The sequence below is a fragment of the Methylobacterium marchantiae genome, from assembly GCF_042679825.1.
Taxonomy (GTDB): domain Bacteria; phylum Pseudomonadota; class Alphaproteobacteria; order Rhizobiales; family Beijerinckiaceae; genus Methylobacterium; species Methylobacterium marchantiae.
Genome location: NZ_JBHTND010000004.1, coordinates 138,460 through 153,369, shown reverse-complemented (window position 1 = coordinate 153,369; position 14,910 = coordinate 138,460). Strand labels below are relative to the sequence as shown.

At 67.1% G+C, this 14,910-nt stretch carries 19 protein-coding genes; 11 read left to right on the top strand and 8 right to left on the bottom strand.

Annotated elements, in window-relative coordinates:
* Positions 1 to 163: 163 nt before the first annotated feature.
* Positions 164 to 685, bottom strand: coding sequence for a translation initiation factor IF-3 (gene infC, locus ACFQ4G_RS04700; protein WP_238204267.1), 522 nt, complete (start codon positions 683 to 685; stop codon positions 164 to 166).
* A gap of 190 nt (positions 686 to 875) precedes the next feature.
* Positions 876 to 2,102, bottom strand: coding sequence for a glycosyltransferase family 4 protein (locus ACFQ4G_RS04695; RefSeq protein ID WP_238204268.1), 1,227 nt, complete (start codon positions 2,100 to 2,102; stop codon positions 876 to 878).
* Positions 2,103 to 2,279: 177 nt separating this feature from the next.
* On the opposite strand from ACFQ4G_RS04695, the gene ACFQ4G_RS04690 reads away from it, so the two are divergent.
* The gene (locus ACFQ4G_RS04690; RefSeq protein ID WP_238204270.1) at positions 2,280 to 3,059 is read left to right on the top strand and encodes an alpha/beta hydrolase; all 780 of its coding nucleotides are present in this window, start codon (positions 2,280 to 2,282) and stop codon (positions 3,057 to 3,059) included.
* A 13-nt stretch (positions 3,060 to 3,072) separates the two neighbouring features.
* Here ACFQ4G_RS04690 and ACFQ4G_RS04685 read toward each other — a convergent pair whose 3' ends face one another.
* Both ACFQ4G_RS04685 and ACFQ4G_RS04680 read right to left on the bottom strand, forming a co-directional pair.
* Positions 3,073 to 3,357 carry a BQ00720 family protein gene (locus ACFQ4G_RS04685; protein WP_238204272.1) on the bottom strand — a complete coding sequence of 95 codons (285 nt, stop codon included), beginning with the start codon at positions 3,355 to 3,357 and terminating at the stop codon, positions 3,073 to 3,075.
* A 68-nt stretch (positions 3,358 to 3,425) separates the two neighbouring features.
* Positions 3,426 to 3,863, bottom strand: a complete 438-nt coding sequence (locus ACFQ4G_RS04680; protein ID WP_238204274.1) for an Hsp20 family protein — start codon at positions 3,861 to 3,863, stop codon at positions 3,426 to 3,428.
* A gap of 627 nt (positions 3,864 to 4,490) precedes the next feature.
* Here ACFQ4G_RS04680 and ACFQ4G_RS04675 point away from each other — a divergent pair.
* From ACFQ4G_RS04675 to ACFQ4G_RS04645, 7 genes are all read left to right on the top strand, one after another.
* Positions 4,491 to 5,045, top strand: a complete 555-nt coding sequence (locus tag ACFQ4G_RS04675; protein ID WP_238204276.1) for a Tat pathway signal protein — start codon at positions 4,491 to 4,493, stop codon at positions 5,043 to 5,045.
* Positions 5,046 to 5,171: 126 nt separating this feature from the next.
* Positions 5,172 to 5,870, top strand: a complete 699-nt coding sequence (locus ACFQ4G_RS04670) for a MotA/TolQ/ExbB proton channel family protein (protein ID WP_238204278.1) — start codon at positions 5,172 to 5,174, stop codon at positions 5,868 to 5,870.
* Positions 5,871 to 5,982: 112 nt separating this feature from the next.
* Positions 5,983 to 6,468, top strand: coding sequence for a protein TolR (gene tolR, locus ACFQ4G_RS04665; RefSeq protein WP_238204280.1), 486 nt, complete (start codon positions 5,983 to 5,985; stop codon positions 6,466 to 6,468).
* A gap of 5 nt (positions 6,469 to 6,473) precedes the next feature.
* Positions 6,474 to 7,478: a cell envelope integrity protein TolA gene (locus ACFQ4G_RS04660; protein WP_238204282.1), complete on the top strand. Its 1,005-nt coding sequence runs from the start codon at positions 6,474 to 6,476 to the stop codon at positions 7,476 to 7,478.
* A 38-nt stretch (positions 7,479 to 7,516) separates the two neighbouring features.
* Positions 7,517 to 8,041, top strand: coding sequence for a metallophosphoesterase (locus ACFQ4G_RS04655; protein WP_238204284.1), 525 nt, complete (start codon positions 7,517 to 7,519; stop codon positions 8,039 to 8,041).
* Between the two features lie 119 nt (positions 8,042 to 8,160).
* Positions 8,161 to 8,475 (top strand): hypothetical protein, encoded by a 315-nt coding sequence (locus ACFQ4G_RS04650; RefSeq protein WP_238204285.1) that lies wholly within the window; start codon positions 8,161 to 8,163, stop codon positions 8,473 to 8,475.
* 191 nt (positions 8,476 to 8,666) lie between these two features.
* Positions 8,667 to 8,822, top strand: coding sequence for a hypothetical protein (locus tag ACFQ4G_RS04645; RefSeq protein ID WP_238204287.1), 156 nt, complete (start codon positions 8,667 to 8,669; stop codon positions 8,820 to 8,822).
* Between the two features lie 30 nt (positions 8,823 to 8,852).
* Here the strand turns inward: ACFQ4G_RS04645 and ACFQ4G_RS04640 are convergent, their stop codons facing one another.
* A complete protein-coding gene (locus tag ACFQ4G_RS04640) occupies positions 8,853 to 9,107 on the bottom strand; it encodes a hypothetical protein (RefSeq protein WP_238204289.1) in 255 nt (84 codons plus the stop codon).
* Between the two features lie 297 nt (positions 9,108 to 9,404).
* Here ACFQ4G_RS04640 and flaF point away from each other — a divergent pair, with 297 nt between their 5' ends.
* Positions 9,405 to 9,764 carry a flagellar biosynthesis regulator FlaF gene (gene flaF / locus ACFQ4G_RS04635; RefSeq protein ID WP_238204291.1) on the top strand — a complete coding sequence of 120 codons (360 nt, stop codon included), beginning with the start codon at positions 9,405 to 9,407 and terminating at the stop codon, positions 9,762 to 9,764.
* A gap of 75 nt (positions 9,765 to 9,839) precedes the next feature.
* On the opposite strand, the gene ACFQ4G_RS04630 is transcribed toward flaF, so the two are convergent.
* Complete coding sequence (locus ACFQ4G_RS04630; RefSeq protein WP_238204293.1) at positions 9,840 to 10,244, bottom strand: flagellar biosynthesis repressor FlbT; 405 nt, start codon at positions 10,242 to 10,244, stop codon at positions 9,840 to 9,842.
* Between the two features lie 333 nt (positions 10,245 to 10,577).
* On the opposite strand from ACFQ4G_RS04630, the gene ACFQ4G_RS04625 reads away from it, so the two are divergent.
* Together ACFQ4G_RS04625 and ACFQ4G_RS04620 are read left to right on the top strand one after the other, a co-directional pair.
* Positions 10,578 to 11,792 carry a flagellin N-terminal helical domain-containing protein gene (locus ACFQ4G_RS04625; protein WP_238204296.1) on the top strand — a complete coding sequence of 405 codons (1,215 nt, stop codon included), beginning with the start codon at positions 10,578 to 10,580 and terminating at the stop codon, positions 11,790 to 11,792.
* A gap of 151 nt (positions 11,793 to 11,943) precedes the next feature.
* Complete coding sequence (locus tag ACFQ4G_RS04620; RefSeq protein ID WP_238204298.1) at positions 11,944 to 13,158, top strand: flagellin N-terminal helical domain-containing protein; 1,215 nt, start codon at positions 11,944 to 11,946, stop codon at positions 13,156 to 13,158.
* 89 nt (positions 13,159 to 13,247) lie between these two features.
* Here ACFQ4G_RS04620 and ACFQ4G_RS04615 read toward each other — a convergent pair whose 3' ends face one another.
* Positions 13,248 to 13,625 (bottom strand): hypothetical protein, encoded by a 378-nt coding sequence (locus ACFQ4G_RS04615; RefSeq protein WP_238204300.1) that lies wholly within the window; start codon positions 13,623 to 13,625, stop codon positions 13,248 to 13,250.
* Between the two features lie 158 nt (positions 13,626 to 13,783).
* The gene (gene modC, locus ACFQ4G_RS04610; RefSeq protein ID WP_238204301.1) at positions 13,784 to 14,905 is read right to left on the bottom strand and encodes a molybdenum ABC transporter ATP-binding protein; all 1,122 of its coding nucleotides are present in this window, start codon (positions 14,903 to 14,905) and stop codon (positions 13,784 to 13,786) included.
* Positions 14,906 to 14,910 lie beyond the last annotated feature (5 nt).

The window sequence follows — 14,910 nt, the reverse complement described above, 5'->3', positions numbered from 1 at the left end:
ACCATGAGCCGCTGACGCGGTGCATCTTCCGCTGGGTCCCGGATCACCCTCCGCTGACGCTCCGGGCGTCCGGGAAAGGGGTCGCATCTGGAGGAAGGGACAAGCCCAACAAAAAACGCCGCCTCCCAGGGGAAGCGGCGCTTGAACAGGTCGGCGGCAAGGCTCAGCGCGGCGCCAGGATCATGATCATCTGGCGGCCTTCGAGCATCGGCTCGCTCTCCACCTTGGCGATCTCCTGGGTCTCGTTCTTCACCCGCTCGAGCAGGCGCAGGCCGATATCCTGGTGGGCCATCTCGCGACCGCGGAAGCGAAGGGTGACCTTCACCTTGTCGCCCTCCTCGAAGAAGCGGACCACGGCCTTCATCTTGGTGTCGTAATCGTGCTTGTCGATGCCGGGGCGGAGCTTGATCTCCTTGACCTCGACCGTCTTCTGCTTCTTGCGCGCCTCGTTCTGCTTCTTCTGTTCGTTGAAGCGGAAGCGGCCGTAATCGAGAAGCTTACAGACGGGAGGAACGGAGTTCGGCGCGATCTCCACGAGATCGAGGCCTGCCTCTTCGGCAAGGGTGAGCGCGTCGAAGAAGGCGACGACACCGCGGTTCTGCCCGGTATCATCGATGAGCTGCACTTCGCGGACTCCGCGGATGTCCCGGTTGGCGCGCGGCCCGTCCTTCTGCGGGGCCGGCATGGCTCTCATTGGTCTACGAATGGCTTCAATCTCCTAGTGAAACGACGAAACGGCAGCCTACGGACGTCACCCTGAGGGCTAGACCTGGCCACCAATCGCTCCGGCAATCCGGTTGCGGACACCATGTCCGAACTGCGAGCCGTGTCAACAGCCGCGAGCGGCTTTGGTTGCCGAAGCGGCCTCTCCGACCTCAGCGGGTACGGCCGGCGAGGAGGTCGGCATAGACGTCCAGGGTGGCGCCCACCATGCCGTCGAGGGAGAAATGCGCCTCCACATGGGCGCGCCCGCGCCGGGTCATGGCATCCCGTGCGCTCGCCCCGAGGGTGAGGGCTTCGAGGAGGGCATCGGCCAGGGCCGGCCCGTCGCCGGGGGGCACGCGCCAGCCGGTGCGCTGCGCCGCCGACACTTCGGGCGGTGCGAGCACCGTCTCCGGCACGGCACCGAGATCCGACACCACCACCGGCGTGCCCAGCGCCTGAGCCTCCACCGCCGAGCGCCCGAAAGCCTCGGGCTCGACGGAAGGGACGGCGACGACGGAGGCCGCGCGGAAGGCGGCGGGCATGTCGGTGCAATGGCCCACCCGCAAAACGACCGCGCGAAGTCCGCGCGCCTCGATCAACGCATCGAGTTCGCGCTCATAGGCCGAGCGGCCCTGCGGATCGCCGGCCAGGACGAAGGCGACGTCGGCGACGCCGCGGTCCCGCAGGATGGCGGCGGCCTCGATCAGCACGCGCTGGCCCTTCCAGGCGGTGAGCCGGGCGGCGAGGAGGACAACACGCTGATGCGGGGCGACTCCCCAGGACCGGCGCAGGGCCTCGACCCGGGCCGGCGCCACGGCACCGGGGGAGAACTGAGCGAGGTCGGTGCCGCGATGGACCACCCGCACCCGGTCGCCGGCCTGTTCGGGGTGCAGCATGCGGATGAGGTCGGCGGTGTAGTGCGAATTGGCGATGACCACGTCACCGCGTGCCATCACCGAATTGTAGAGCACCTTCACCCCGGTCCGGCCGGAATAGCTGCCGTGATAGGTCGTGACGAACGGGATCTTCAGCCGGCGCGCAGCACCGAGCGCCACCCAGGCGGGCGCCCGTGAGCGCGCATGGATGATCTGGACCCCTTCCCGCCGGCACAGACCGGCGAGTCGTCCGATATTCAGCGCCATGGCGAGGGGGTTCTTGGAGGCGGCCGGGAACGGCAGCCAGGTCCCGCCCTTGGCCTGCATCTCGCCGACGAGACGCCCCCCCTCCGTCGCCACGAGGGCCCGTGCGCCCACGGAAGCGAGGGCGGCCGCTACGTCCACCGTGGTCCGCTCGGCACCGCCCGCATCGAGGGCGGGGATGATCTGAAGGATCGTCGCGCCCGCCAGAGGTTGCGTGTCGTTCGGGAAACTGGCGCCGAATCGCTCGCCGCCGCTCATCTCGCCGGTCCTCTCCGACAGCGGCGGGTCGAGGGTCCGTGGCGTTCAGGGGGGGGACGGTATCCGTCGCGTGTCTCGTTCATGGTCTCCAGCATCGGCGGCACGCTTTACGTCTCGGTAAACGAAATGCGACTGCATCGCATTCAAGTGTCGGTTTCGCCGGATCGAGGATCACGAATGGACTCAGCGATGAACCAAGGCCCTACCTTCATCACGGTGGGAGAGGGACAATCCGCGCGTCGCATCGCAGTGCGGATTCGCGCCGGACAGGGGCCTTCCCTGGTCTGGCTCGGGGGATTCTGCTCCGATATGGGCGCCACCAAGGCAATGGCCCTCGATGCCTGGGCGCGGGACCACGGCCGCGCCCTCGTCCGGTTCGATTATACCGGGCACGGCGAATCGGACGGCGTGTTCGCCGAGGCCACGATCTCGACCTGGCTGGAAGACGCCATGGCCGTTCTCGACGCGGCGGTGAAGGGCCCGGCGATCCTCATCGGTTCGTCGATGGGAGGCTGGATCGCCTGCCTCGTCGCCAGGGCACGGGCCGGACGCGGCGATGCTCCGCTCGCCGGAATGGTGCTGATCGCACCCGCCCTCGACTTCACGCAGGGCCTGATGTGGGAACGCTTCCCGCCGGAGATCCGCGAGACGCTGGAACGGGACGGCGTGTGGCCGATGCCCGCCGACTACGGACCCGAGCCGGTCCCCATCACCATGGCGCTGATCGAGGACGGGCGGCGGCATCTTCTCCTCGGCGGCCCGATCAATCCGGGCTGCCCGGTTCACATCCTGCAGGGCATGCAGGACCCGGATGTGCCCCATGACCATGCCCTCGCGACGGTGGCACGGCTACCGGCCGCCGGCACCGTCCTCACCCTCATCGCCGATGGCGAACACCGGCTGTCGCGACCGCAGGATCTCGCGCGACTGCTGGCGGCGGTGGCAGAGATCGGCTGAGCGCGGGGTCGCGTCAGTGCAGGCTGACGGCGAAAAGGTCGTTGGCCATCGCATTGGCGACGATCACGTCCCGCGAATCGGCGAGGAGGATCGGGCTGCCACTGGCCGAGAGCAAGGCGAACAGGTCCATGCCGGGAGTCAGGTCCGGGGCCTGGGGGAACAGTCGCTTGACCTCGTCGGAGCGGATCGGCCGGACATAGGCGATATGGCCTTCGCCCAAAGCCGCGAGATCGGCGGCGTTGAAATCGGCGGGGTCGAGGTCGGCCTTGGTGATCGGGTTCGAGTTGAAGTCGGTCATGATGCCCTCCTTTCGAGGCAGAGCGTGTCGAGACGTGAACGTGATCCGGCTGACGGCGTCGCGTGTGTTCAGACGTCGTCGCGGGAGGCGATGGCGATCTTTCGGACGATCCGTTCCGGCTCCGGCCGGGTCAGATCGATGGAGAGAAGTCCGTTGGACAGATCCGCCCCCATCACCTCCATGCCGTCGGCGAGGAGGAAGGCGCGCTGGAATTGGCGCGCGGCGATGCCCCGGTGCAGGAACTGGCGCGCCTTGTCGTCGACCTGCCGCCCCCGCACCACGAGCTGGTTCTCTTCCAGCATCACGTCGAGCTGGTCCCGGGTGAAGCCGGCCACCGCGAGGGTGATCCGGAGCCGCTCCGGCTCGTCGTCCGAGCGGGCCACGCGCTCGATATTGTAGGGCGGATATCCGTCATTGGCCGCCTTCGACACGCGGTCGAGGGCCTGCTCGATCTCGTCGAAGCCGAGAAGAAACGGATGTCCGAACGGAGAAGGCCGTGTCGTCACGTGATTTTGTCCTTAGCGAAGCCCGGGGACGCGTAAGATGAGGCACTTCGATCTGTCGGAGCCCGCTGAAGCAGCACCCCTCCCGGCGATCGCCTGCCGGTGAATGCGATATGGAGATGTGGAAAAGCGTCATCAAGGGCCCGGGTCATCCAGAGCCTGTCGGCGGCGCGCCGATCGGCCCGGCCTCATCGCGTCATGGGCCGACGAGCGGGCGGACGCTGTACTCACGCGGCGTGCCCGATCGGTTCGGCCGGGTCTCGCGTGAGCCCCGCCAGCGTAGCCGGATGCGGGTTTGGGATCATTCGGCAATGAAAGCCGGGAGCATTAGGAAGCCAGGAAAGCAGAGCCGAGCGTCGCAGTAACAGTTTGGAACTGCTCTGATTTTCAGCACAAAGCTTGATCTCCAATGGGCAACTCGGATACTCCGCGGCACGTCGAATGATGCGGCGGTGCGAGTGCCGTACGTCAGGCGTCAGGCAAAGCGGCACCGAAACGCGAGCGTCGCGATCTAAGCCCGAGGAACCGCTCGAGGACGAGCCCCGCCAGCGGTCTCGGCGATTCCGGCTTGCGACGGCGTCTCGACGCACGCGACCAGGAACCGCCGTCACCGAGGAGAACCGGACCGTTATGAACGAGGCGCACCGCGTGATCGACTTCCCATTCTCCAAGACCGTTGGCCCCAGGACCGCTGGCCCCAAGACCGCTGGCCCCAAGACTGCTGGCGCCAAGACTGCTCGCTTCACGGCCGCTCGGGCCGTCCGTGCCGCGCTGTTCGCCGCCGCTTCCCTCGCCGCGGGATCGACCGGTTCCGCCCTCGCGCAGGATGCCAAACCGCCCATCCTCAAGCTCGAACTCAACCGCCTCGAGCCGGCCGGCGAATCCTGCCGCACCTATCTTCTCGTGGACAACAGCCGCGGCCCCGCGCTGAAATCCCTCAAGGTCGACCTCTTCGCCTTCGACACGGAGGGCGTCGCGCAGAAGCGCCTCGCCGTCGAACTCGGCCCCGTCCAGGACCGCAAGACGATGGTGCGGCTGTTCGATTTCCCCGCCCTCGCCTGCCCGAAGATCGGCCGCGTGCTCCTCAACGACGTCCTCGCCTGCGAAGGCGGGGAAGCCAGCCGCGAGAGCTGCCTCGACCGGATCGAGACCGAGAGCAAGACGAGCGCGACCTTCACGCGCTGATCCGTGCACGCGCTGATCCGTGCACGCGCTGATCCGAGACGGTACAGCCCGTCTCTTCGATAGACGCCGATCCGGTCGCCTCCTTGGGCGGCCGCCACCGCCCGAAGAACTCCCGAGGAGCCCGCCATGGATCCGACTTCCGCGCCGGCCGCCGTCGCCGCTGCCCACGATTTTTCCTTCATCGGCCTGTTCCTCCAGGCCGACCCGATCGTCAAAAGCGTGATGATCCTGCTCGTGATCGCCTCGATCGCCTGTTGGACGGTGGTGTTCGAGAAGCTCGTCCGTTTCGCCGCCGCCAAGCGTCAGGCCAAGGCCTTCGATACGCTGGTCCGTTCGGGCGGATCGCTGGAAGCCACCGGCTCCGGCATCGATGCCGGCATCGTGCAGGCCGGTCTCGAAGCCTGGCGCGACCAGGATGCGACCGAGACCCGCGCCGAACGGCGCGACCGGATCGAGCGCGCCATGCGGGCGGCCCTCACGCTTCGGGTGAAGCGCCTTCAGGGCGGATTGCCGCTCCTGGCGACCTCCGGTTCCACCGCTCCGTTCATCGGCCTCTTCGGCACGGTCTGGGGCATCATGAACTCGTTCTCGTCCATCGCCCAGAGCCAGGACACGTCGCTCGCGGTGGTGGCGCCCGGCATCGCCGAGGCCCTCTTCGCCACCGCCATCGGCCTCATCGTCGCGATCCCGGCGGTGATGGCCTACAACAAGCTGACCAATGACCTCGGCCGGGTGCAATCCGCCTTCGTCGCCGGCATCGGCATCCTCGGCAACCGGCTCGCGCGGGACCGCAAGGGCGTGCCGCACGCCGCCGCCGCCGAGTAGCGCGACCCGTCCAACTCCACGAAACATCCGATGGCCGGCGCGGCGCGCGACGGCACCATGACGACACGCGGTCTGCCGCCGAGCAGGCCGCCGAAGCCCCGGAGGGCGAGCGATGGCAATGGGTTCGATCCGCGCCAGCGGTGGCGACGACGAGGACGACCTCGATTCCGCACCGATGTCCGAGATCAACGTCACCCCGATGGTGGACGTGATGCTGGTGCTGCTGATCATCTTCATGGTCGCTGCGCCGCTGATGACGACCGGCGTTCCGGTGCAATTGCCCAAGACCACCGCCGCCAAGGTCGCGCAGGCGAAGAAGCCCCTCGAGATCTCCATCGACAAGGAAGGCAAGCCATTTCTCGCGAAGGACGAACTCACGCCCGAGACGATCATGCCGCGCCTGAAGGCGCTGGCGGCCGAGGACCCGACCCAGGTGATGCTGGTGCGTGGCGACAAGGACGTCCCCTACGGCAAGATCATGGAGGTGATGGGTCTCGTCGGACAGGCCGGGTTCACCAAGGTGTCCCTCATCGCGCAATCCCCGGGGGGAGCGCTTCCGGCGGCTCCCGCGCCGGCAGCGGGCGGAGCGGCGCGGTAGACCCGATGAACGCCCTCGTCTCTACAGGTCGGCCCGGACGGGACGGGCCCTCCGGCCTCGCTGCCGCCTTCCTCGTCGCCTTCGTCCTGCACCTCACGGTTCTGGCGGGCATGATGCTGTTCGGCCAGACGCCGAAGGCGCCTCCCGGCGAGAACACGATCACCATCGATCTGGCGCCCCAATCGACGGAAGCGGAGGCCCAGGCGCCGGCAGAGATGGCCGCCGCCGTGCCGCCCCCGTCCGAGGTGACGCCGACCGAGACGGCGGAGACCGTGGAAGAGGTGAAGCCGCCGGAGGTGGTGGAGGTGAAGCCCCCCGAGACAGCGGAGATCCCCCCCGAAGAGACACAGCCGATCGTGACCCCCGACACCGTCACCGAGGTGCCGCCGGAGGATCAGGTCGTCACCTCCACCGCCGAGATCGCGGAGCCGCTCGCCCCGCCGCCGCCCGTCGTGGCCAAACCGCCGGAGCCGGTGAAGCCCGTCGAAGTCGCCAAGCCGAAGCCGGAACCCAAGCCGAAGCCCGATCCGAGGATCGAGGCCCGGCGGCAGGAGCTGCTGGAGGCCAGGCGCGAGGCCGTCGAGGAAGCGAAGCGTGAGGCCAAGCTCAAGGCGGCGCGCGAAGCGAGCAAGCGCAAGGCCCAGGAAGGCGCCGGCCGCGCGCAGCAGAACTCGGCCTCCGCCTCGCGTCAGAGCAGCGCCGGTTCGGCCTCGGCCGGCAACGATCCGAGCGCCCTGCGGCAATGGCAGGGGGCGCTCGCCTCGGCCATCAACGGCCGCATGAACCGCAACGCCGCAGCCGGCACCGCGGGCGGCACGGCGGTCGTGCGCTTCACCGTCTCGCGCTCCGGACAGGTGATGAGCGCCGGGCTCGCCAGCAGCAGCGGCATCGGCGTGATCGACAGCGCGGCGCTCGCCGCGGTGCGGGGTTCGCTGCCGGCCGCACCTCCCGGCGTCACCGTGAGCAGCCTCGCCGTCACGGTGCCCATGCGCTTCCGGCCCGGCTCCTGAGCCGGGCCGGCACGGGCGGCGGTCGGCGCGGCTGAGCCATGCCGGTCTGGTTCACCAGCGATACGCATTTCGGCGACAGGCGCGCGCTCAACATCGACCGGCGCCCGTATCCGGATCTGGCGGCCCACGATGCCGGCCTGATCGCCAACTGGAACGCCAGAGTCGCGCCGGACGATACGGTCTGGCATCTCGGAGACGTGGCGCTCGGCCCCTCCGACGCGCGCATCGCGGAGATCGTCGGCACCCTCAACGGCGTCAAACATCTCATCGTCGGCAACAACGACGGGCCGGGCACGCTGGCCCTGCGGGACTGGGCCTCGGTGGGGCATTATGTCGAGATCGAGGTCGAGGGCCGGCGTCTCGTCCTGTGCCACTACGCCTTCCGGACCTGGAACGGCATGGGCCGCGGGGCGCTCGACCTGCACGGCCATTCGCATGGCAAGCTCGCGCCGATTCCGCGCCAGTACGATGTCGGGGTCGACGTCCATGCCTGCGCCCCGGTGTGCCTCGCCGAGATTCTCGTCTCTCGCAGGCGCAACAAACGTGCGGAACCTTCGCCGTGAGTTCGCCGTTTCAAACGCGAACCGGACGATGACTGACGATGACCGGCGCTGAACTTGTGCAGCGCCAGTCCTGAAAGACGAACGGACCGCCCGAAACGGCACGCCGAATTGGATTTGCCATGCGTCTCGCTCTTGCAACGCCCATCGCCGCCATAGGCTTCGCGCTGTGCACGGTCGCAACCGCTTCGGCGGCCCCCTCCTGCCTCAAGGCAGAGCGCAAGGTCGAGGAGGCCGCAGCGCTGCGGTTCCAGGCTCGTGAAGAAGCGAGGCTCGGCAACCATGACCGGGTCTGTGACACCCTCGACGAAGTGGGCGACCGCTACGACGAGGCAAAGGATGCCTTCGAGGATTGCGGCGCCGGCATCGTCGCCATCGATCTGCGGAGCGAGACCCGCGCCCTGCGCGCCGCGAAGGCGGTCAATCGCTGCGACTGACAACAGAACGGCTCAGAAGCCGCACGATCTTTCTCTGAACGCCTCCCTCGACCAACGACATCGAGCATAGGGCCGGATCGCGAGATCGGCCCTATGCAATGGCCCCGTGCGGCGACGCACAGCCGCACTCTCGATCACACGTCACACCATCACATGACGACGCGCTGATTGGCCGTCGGGAGACCATGTCCATGAACGCGTCCGCCCAGCACAGCGACCTCGCACTGCTCTCGTCCCAGGCCGCTGACTTACCCGCGACCGGCCCGTCCTTCGCGGCCGCCCTCTGCGGGTTCGTCGCAACGACGGTGGCGACGACGATGCTGATGTTCCTGCTCAGCAGCCTCTGAGGCCGGGTTTCGGAGAAGGATCGCGTCCCGTCAGGGGGCGACGAACCAGAAGCGGCGCTTCGAGAAGAGCATGTCGGGGTTGCCGACATTCGGTTCGTCGTGGGGACGGGTGGGGACGAGGCTGCAGGGCGCCTCGATCCGCGGCGGGGCCGCCGGCATCAGCAGGGCAGACGATACCGGATACAGGCCGAGTCGTGCCTGGACCTCGGGCTGGCGGACAGCGACGATGGTCACGACCCCGGCGATGAGCCCTCCGGCGAGCGTACCAAGCAGAAAATTCATCATCTCAGCGAAGAATCGAACCCGTCTGCGGCGTGAAGCCGTCCAGACGCAGCGTGACGGCAAAACCTGACGGATGCGTTGCACGGGACGGACATGGCTTTCCCCTCCCCATCACGCGCATCACCGCCGCCTGCCGATTCCGTCGGACGAGGCGAGCGGACCGCCTCGCATCACGTCCTCCGCCAGCTTATCGGCATGATTGCGGCGAACCGGGCCCTTACGTTGTTTTAACATTGGCCCGCCTACGGTCCGCTCCCGGCGACCCGATTCGGAATGGTCGCGCCTCGAGAAGGATCGGCCATGTCATACGGAGCCAATGCCTATGCGCGGGTCTCGCAGACCGCGCTGACGCCCCGGGAGGCCGAAGCGGCCGTCCTCATCAAGGCGGCGGGCCGGCTTCAGTTGATCCAGGCCGATTGGACGAATCAGAGCCCGTCGCTGAACGAAGCCCTCAACTTCAACCAGAAAGTCTGGACGCTCATCGCCGGCGCCGCGACCGCCCCGGAGAGCCCGCTCCCCGATTCGATCAAGACGAGCATCGCCCAACTCTCGGCCTTCGTCTTCAAGCGCATCATCGACACGATGATCGAGCCGAAAGCCGAGAAGCTCTCGGCGCTGATCAACATCAACCACCAGCTCGCCGCCGGCCTGCGGACCTGAATCTCGGAATTCCGGGCTGGACGCGTTCCGAAGACCGCACGTCCTTCGTCGAAACCGGCCGAGGCCAGAGATGGCTCAGCCGGGCGTTTCGACGTTCTTCAATCTCTCCGCCAGGGCCTGTTCGTACTGAACGAGGTCGCGGCCGCGCTTGAGCGCCTTGTAGTGCTCGCCGGTCTCGATGAAGGCGTGGATGTCCCGGATGAACGGGATCGTGCTCGGCACCGCATTCATGAGCTCGCCGGCCTGCGCCACGAAAGCCTCCTCGGCCTGTCGCGGATCGTCGGCCAGATAGATCACGGTCAGCGCGAAGTAGAGTTGCTTGCAAGGCGTATCCGCCTCGCTCTGCGTGATGATCTCGGTCTCGCGCAGGAACTTCGTGTTCGTCTCGATGATGAAGCTCGCCCGGCGCGGGCCGTTGCGGATGGCGGCGTTGCCGATGATCAGCCGCTCGCCCGGTTTCAGCTCGATCTTGAGGGGCATGGCTCGTCACCTTCACCTTGGAGCATCGCCCCGATAAGCCACGAAGCACTTATCGGAAGGGAGAGATGCGGGACAGGGGCCTGCGGGACCGGGCCGCTCGTCGTTCGCGAGGATTGAGTCGGCAGCGCTTAACGAACGCTTAGCTTTGTGGGAGCCGGCTCCAGGTGCCCCATCCAGGCATCTCGCCACAGGAAACGAAGTCTTTACCATGTCGGCGCTCAGACGCGGCAAGATCGAATCCGAGAGATCGATTTAAGGCCTTGGAAAGGCGCTGCGGCGCTACTGGGCTCGTCTCCAGAAAGGAGGCGCAACGATCAGAATGGATCAGGCATCATGTCGTCTTCTGTTACCCTTTCCGCCGCTACCCGCCAGAACCTGCTCTCCCTGCAGGACACCTCGGCGCTGACTTCCTTGACGCAGAACCGTCTCGCCACCGGCAAGAAGGTCTCTTCGGCTCTGGACAATCCGGTCAACTTCTTCACCTCGAAGGCTCTGTCGGCGCGCTCCGGCGATCTCGGCGGTCTTCTCGACGGCATCTCCAACGGCATCCAGACCATCCAGGCGGCCAATACCGGCCTCACCTCGATCCAGAAGCTGGCGGATCAGGCGAAGTCCATCACCTCCCAGGCGCTCGCCACGCAGATCACCACGACTGGCACCGCCTCGACGGCCTTCGCAGCCCCGACCGCTGCTCAGACGGTGAGCTTCTTCGTCAACGGCGCGGCGACCTCCGCCAGCATCGCGTCGACCGACACGATCGACACCGCGATCGCCGCCCTGAACACCGCTGCGGGTTCCTCGATCTTCTCGAAGGACACCACCGGCACGAAGCTGGTGCTCAACGCATCGTCTGACATCGAGTTCGAAGCCAGCACCGACCAGACCGCTCTGGGATTCTCGGCCGGTGCCGCGGATTCCGCCGGTACGGACTATTACGGAGCGGGCCTCGACAAGGGCGTGAAGCAGAGCGCCGACCTCGTCGTGACCGGCGTAGAGAGCCGCAAGGCCCTCTCCGAGCAGTACAATGCCCTGCTGACCCAGATCGACCAGCTCGCTCGGGATGCCAGCTTCAACGGTGTCAACCTGCTCAGCAGCGACGAAGACACCAACAAGCTGAACATCCAGTTCAACGAGAAGGGGACTTCGAGCCTCGATGTGCAGGGCGTGGACGTGACCTCTACCGGTCTCGGTCTCTCTGCGCTGACCGGCACCTCGGAATCGGCCGCTGCGGGCAACAAGGCCAACCGCGGCAGCTTCCTCCTCGACGCCGATATCAAGGCGACCGCGAAGGATCTCGGTGCCGCGACCGATACGCTTCGTTCGAAGGCTTCGACCTTCGGCTCGAACCTCTCGGTGGTGCAGAACCGTCAGGACTTCTCGAAGAACCTGATCAACGTGCTCGATACCGGCGCCGCGAACCTCACGGACGCCGATCTCAACGAGGAAGCCGCGAATTCCCAGGCCCTGACCACCCGTCAGTCGCTCGGCATCTCGGCTCTCTCCCTCGCCAACCAGGCGCAGCAGGGCGTGCTCCAGCTCCTCCGCTGATCGGCTTCGCTCCGGCGAAATCGAGACATACTTCGAAGAGACGGCCGGGCGAGAGCCCGGCCGTCTTTATTTGTGCTTCCGTTAACCAAGACGAAACCGGGATGTGATGGATTAACGTTAACGCTCACCGTCCATTAGATGGATTTGATCCATGGCAACCGACGTCACCCTTTCCGCAGCCACACGCCAGAACCTGCTCTCGCTGCAGGACACGTCGGCCCTCACCGCCATCACGCAGAACCGCCTCGCCACCGGCAAGAAGGTCTCTTCGGCGCTGGACAATCCGGTCAACTTCTTCACCGCACAGGCCCTGAATTCCCGGTCCGGCGATCTCGGCGGACTGCTGGACGGCATCTCGAACGGCATCCAGACGATCCAGGCCGCCAACAAGGGCATCACCTCGATCCAGAAGCTCGTGGATCAGGCCAAGTCGCTCACCTCCCAGGCGCTGGCGACCCAGCTCAACACCAGCGGCACCGCGTCGACGGCCTATGCCACGACGAGCTCGGCGACGACGGTGAGCTTCTACATCAACGGCGAGGCGACGACCGCCAGCATCGCTTCGAGCGCATCGATCGACACCGCCATCGCGAGCTTGAACGCCGCCGCGGGCTCGTCGATCTTCTCGAAGGACACCACCGGCACCAAACTGGTGCTCAACGCGGCCTCGGACGTCGAATTCGAGGCCTCTACCGATCAGACGGTACTGGGCTTCTCGGCCGGCGCGGCCGATACCGCCGGCACGGACTATTACGGAGCCAACCTCGACAAGAACGTCAAGCAGAGTTCCGATCTCGTCGTGACCGGTGTCTCGAGCCGCAAGGCTCTGGGTGAGCAATACAATGCCCTGCTCACACAGATCGATCAGCTCGCCCGGGACGCCAGCTTCAACGGCGTCAACCTGCTCAGCAGCGCAGACGAATCGAACAAGCTGAACATCCAGTTCAACGAGAAGGACACGTCCAACCTCAGCGTCCAGGGCGTGGATGCGACCTCGGTCGGCCTCGACCTGACCTCGCTGAACGGCAGCTCGGCCTCGGCCGCAACGACCAACAACAGCAATCGCGGCAACTTCCTCCTCGACGCCGACATCAAGGGAACCGCGAAGGAGCTGAGCGCGGCCACCGACAACCTGCGCTCGATGGCCTCGACCTTCGGCTCGAATCTCTCGGTGGTGCAGAACCGCCAGGACTTCACGAAGAACATCATCAACGTGCTGGATACCGGCTCGGCGAACCTCACCGATGCCGACCTCAACGAAGAGGCCGCGAATTCCCAGGCGCTCACCACCCGCCAGTCGCTCGGCATCTCGGCTCTCTCGCTCGCCAACCAGGCACAGCAGGGCGTGCTGCAGCTCCTCCGCTGAGGCAAGCCGTCCGGCAGACATGGGAAAAAGGGCCGAAGCTCACCGCTTCGGCCCTCTTTGCGTTCGTGCCCAGCCCGTCCGACCTGGCTTCAGGCGGTCTTCTCAAATGGCTGTTCCGGTTTCTCGGCCTTCGCGGCGGCGGCATCCGCATAGGCGCGGGCCTTCAGCACCGTCGCATCGGGCAATTGCACCACCACGTCTCCCGAACTCGGATCGACGACCTGATAGACGATCGTCTTGGTGTCCTGGTCGATGCGGATGCGCTGGGTGTTCTGCTCCACCGCCTTGGATTCGGCCGGTTCGGGGGCGGGGCGCTCGGCGGGGGGCTTGTCGTTCGATCGGATGTCGACCTTCACCGCAGGAGCCAGGGGTGCCGGCGCGGTGACGGGTTGGATCGGCTGGACCGCGCTCTGGACCGGCGGCGACGGACGCGCCGGTGGGAGAGCGCCGAGTGGTGAGATCGCCATTTCACGCCGCTCCTCATCTGGTCGTGGCATGCAACCAGAAACGACGTGGTCGGTGAATCGGTTCTTAAGATGTCCCCGTTCCCCACCATTGCCCACGAGGATGCTGAAGACATCGCTACGGCAAGGAGTCGAATTTTAACGATTGGACCGGCGGGCGGTCAGATCTCCAACGCTTCCGGGCGGGTCGTGCCGACACCCTCGGGATCGAAGGCGACGCTTTTCACCACGGCATAGATGGCGCGGCCGGGCGCGAGAGCGAGATCCCGCACCGAGGCGCGGGTGAGACGCGCCGCCAGCACCGCGCCGTTGCAGTCGATCTCCACCATGGCGGCCGCCTCGCCGAGGGGATGGATCGAGACGACGCGGCCTTCGAGCAGGTTGCGCGCGCTCAGGCCCACCGGCGGCTGCGTCGCGAGGAGGACATCGCGTGCCGGCACGCGGACGCGCACGGCCGTGCCGACGCGCCGCGTCAGGCGGGGCACGGAGAGGCGGCCGGCCCGGCCACTCAGCCGCGTCAGGCCGGTCTCGGCATCGGTCTCCTCCACCACCATGTCGAGGATCGCGCCGGCCTCGGCCTCCTGCGCCGTGAGGAGGTCGGCCCGGCGCAGTACGGTGTCGGCCGGACCGGTCGCGGCGACGCGCCCGGCCTCCAGAACGACGATGGTATGGGCGAGGCGCGCCACCTCCGAGACCGCGTGGCTCACATAGACGATGGGCAGGCCCGCCTCGTCGCGCAGGCGCTCGATATAGGGAAGGATCTCGGCTTTGCGCGCCTCGTCGAGGGCGGCCAGCGGCTCGTCCATGAGCAGGAGGCGGGGCCGGCTGAGCAGGGCCCGGCCGATCGCCACCCGCTGCGCCTCGCCGCCCGAGAGACCCGCCGGCCGCCGTTCGAGGAGATGGCCGATGCCCAGCAGGTCGACGACCCCGTCGAAGCCGATCCCGTCGCTGCGGCCGCGGGCGAAGGCGCGGCCGTAGGCGAGGTTCCGCCGCACCGAGAGATGCGGCATCAGCCGCGCCTGCTGGAACACGACGCCGATGCGTCGGCGATGGGCCGGGACGGCGATGCCGCGCGCCGTGTCGAGGAGGGTCTCGCCCGAGACGACGATACGGCCGCGATCGGGCCGCACCAGCCCGGCGATGAGATCGATCACCGTGGTCTTGCCCGAGCCCGAGCGGCCGAACAGGGCAGTGAGGCCCGCGCCGGCGGTGAAGGCGACGTCGAGGCCGAAGGCGCCGCGCGCCAGCGAGACGTCGATGTCGAGGGTGGGGGATACGGGCAAGGGGG

Excerpts from the sequence above, each read along its gene's own strand:
- ACFQ4G_RS04620 (WP_238204298.1), top strand. The coding sequence starts at position 11,944 with ATGGCAACCGACGTCACCCTTTCCGCAGCCACACGCCAGAACCTGCTC.
- ACFQ4G_RS04625 (WP_238204296.1), top strand. The coding sequence starts at position 10,578 with ATGTCGTCTTCTGTTACCCTTTCCGCCGCTACCCGCCAGAACCTGCTC.
- ACFQ4G_RS04675 (WP_238204276.1), top strand. The coding sequence starts at position 4,491 with ATGAACGAGGCGCACCGCGTGATCGACTTCCCATTCTCCAAGACCGTT.
- ACFQ4G_RS04695 (WP_238204268.1), bottom strand. The coding sequence starts at position 2,102 with ATGAGCGGCGGCGAGCGATTCGGCGCCAGTTTCCCGAACGACACGCAA.
- ACFQ4G_RS04650 (WP_238204285.1), top strand. The coding sequence starts at position 8,161 with ATGCGTCTCGCTCTTGCAACGCCCATCGCCGCCATAGGCTTCGCGCTG.
- tolR (WP_238204280.1), top strand. The coding sequence starts at position 5,983 with ATGGCAATGGGTTCGATCCGCGCCAGCGGTGGCGACGACGAGGACGAC.
- ACFQ4G_RS04655 (WP_238204284.1), top strand. The coding sequence starts at position 7,517 with ATGCCGGTCTGGTTCACCAGCGATACGCATTTCGGCGACAGGCGCGCG.
- ACFQ4G_RS04630 (WP_238204293.1), bottom strand. The coding sequence starts at position 10,244 with ATGCCCCTCAAGATCGAGCTGAAACCGGGCGAGCGGCTGATCATCGGC.
- ACFQ4G_RS04615 (WP_238204300.1), bottom strand. The coding sequence starts at position 13,625 with ATGGCGATCTCACCACTCGGCGCTCTCCCACCGGCGCGTCCGTCGCCG.
- ACFQ4G_RS04670 (WP_238204278.1), top strand. The coding sequence starts at position 5,172 with ATGGATCCGACTTCCGCGCCGGCCGCCGTCGCCGCTGCCCACGATTTT.
- ACFQ4G_RS04660 (WP_238204282.1), top strand. The coding sequence starts at position 6,474 with ATGAACGCCCTCGTCTCTACAGGTCGGCCCGGACGGGACGGGCCCTCC.
- ACFQ4G_RS04685 (WP_238204272.1), bottom strand. The coding sequence starts at position 3,357 with ATGACCGACTTCAACTCGAACCCGATCACCAAGGCCGACCTCGACCCC.
- infC (WP_238204267.1), bottom strand. The coding sequence starts at position 685 with ATGCCGGCCCCGCAGAAGGACGGGCCGCGCGCCAACCGGGACATCCGC.
- ACFQ4G_RS04645 (WP_238204287.1), top strand. The coding sequence starts at position 8,667 with ATGAACGCGTCCGCCCAGCACAGCGACCTCGCACTGCTCTCGTCCCAG.
- ACFQ4G_RS04690 (WP_238204270.1), top strand. The coding sequence starts at position 2,280 with ATGGACTCAGCGATGAACCAAGGCCCTACCTTCATCACGGTGGGAGAG.
- flaF (WP_238204291.1), top strand. The coding sequence starts at position 9,405 with ATGTCATACGGAGCCAATGCCTATGCGCGGGTCTCGCAGACCGCGCTG.
- ACFQ4G_RS04640 (WP_238204289.1), bottom strand. The coding sequence starts at position 9,107 with ATGATGAATTTTCTGCTTGGTACGCTCGCCGGAGGGCTCATCGCCGGG.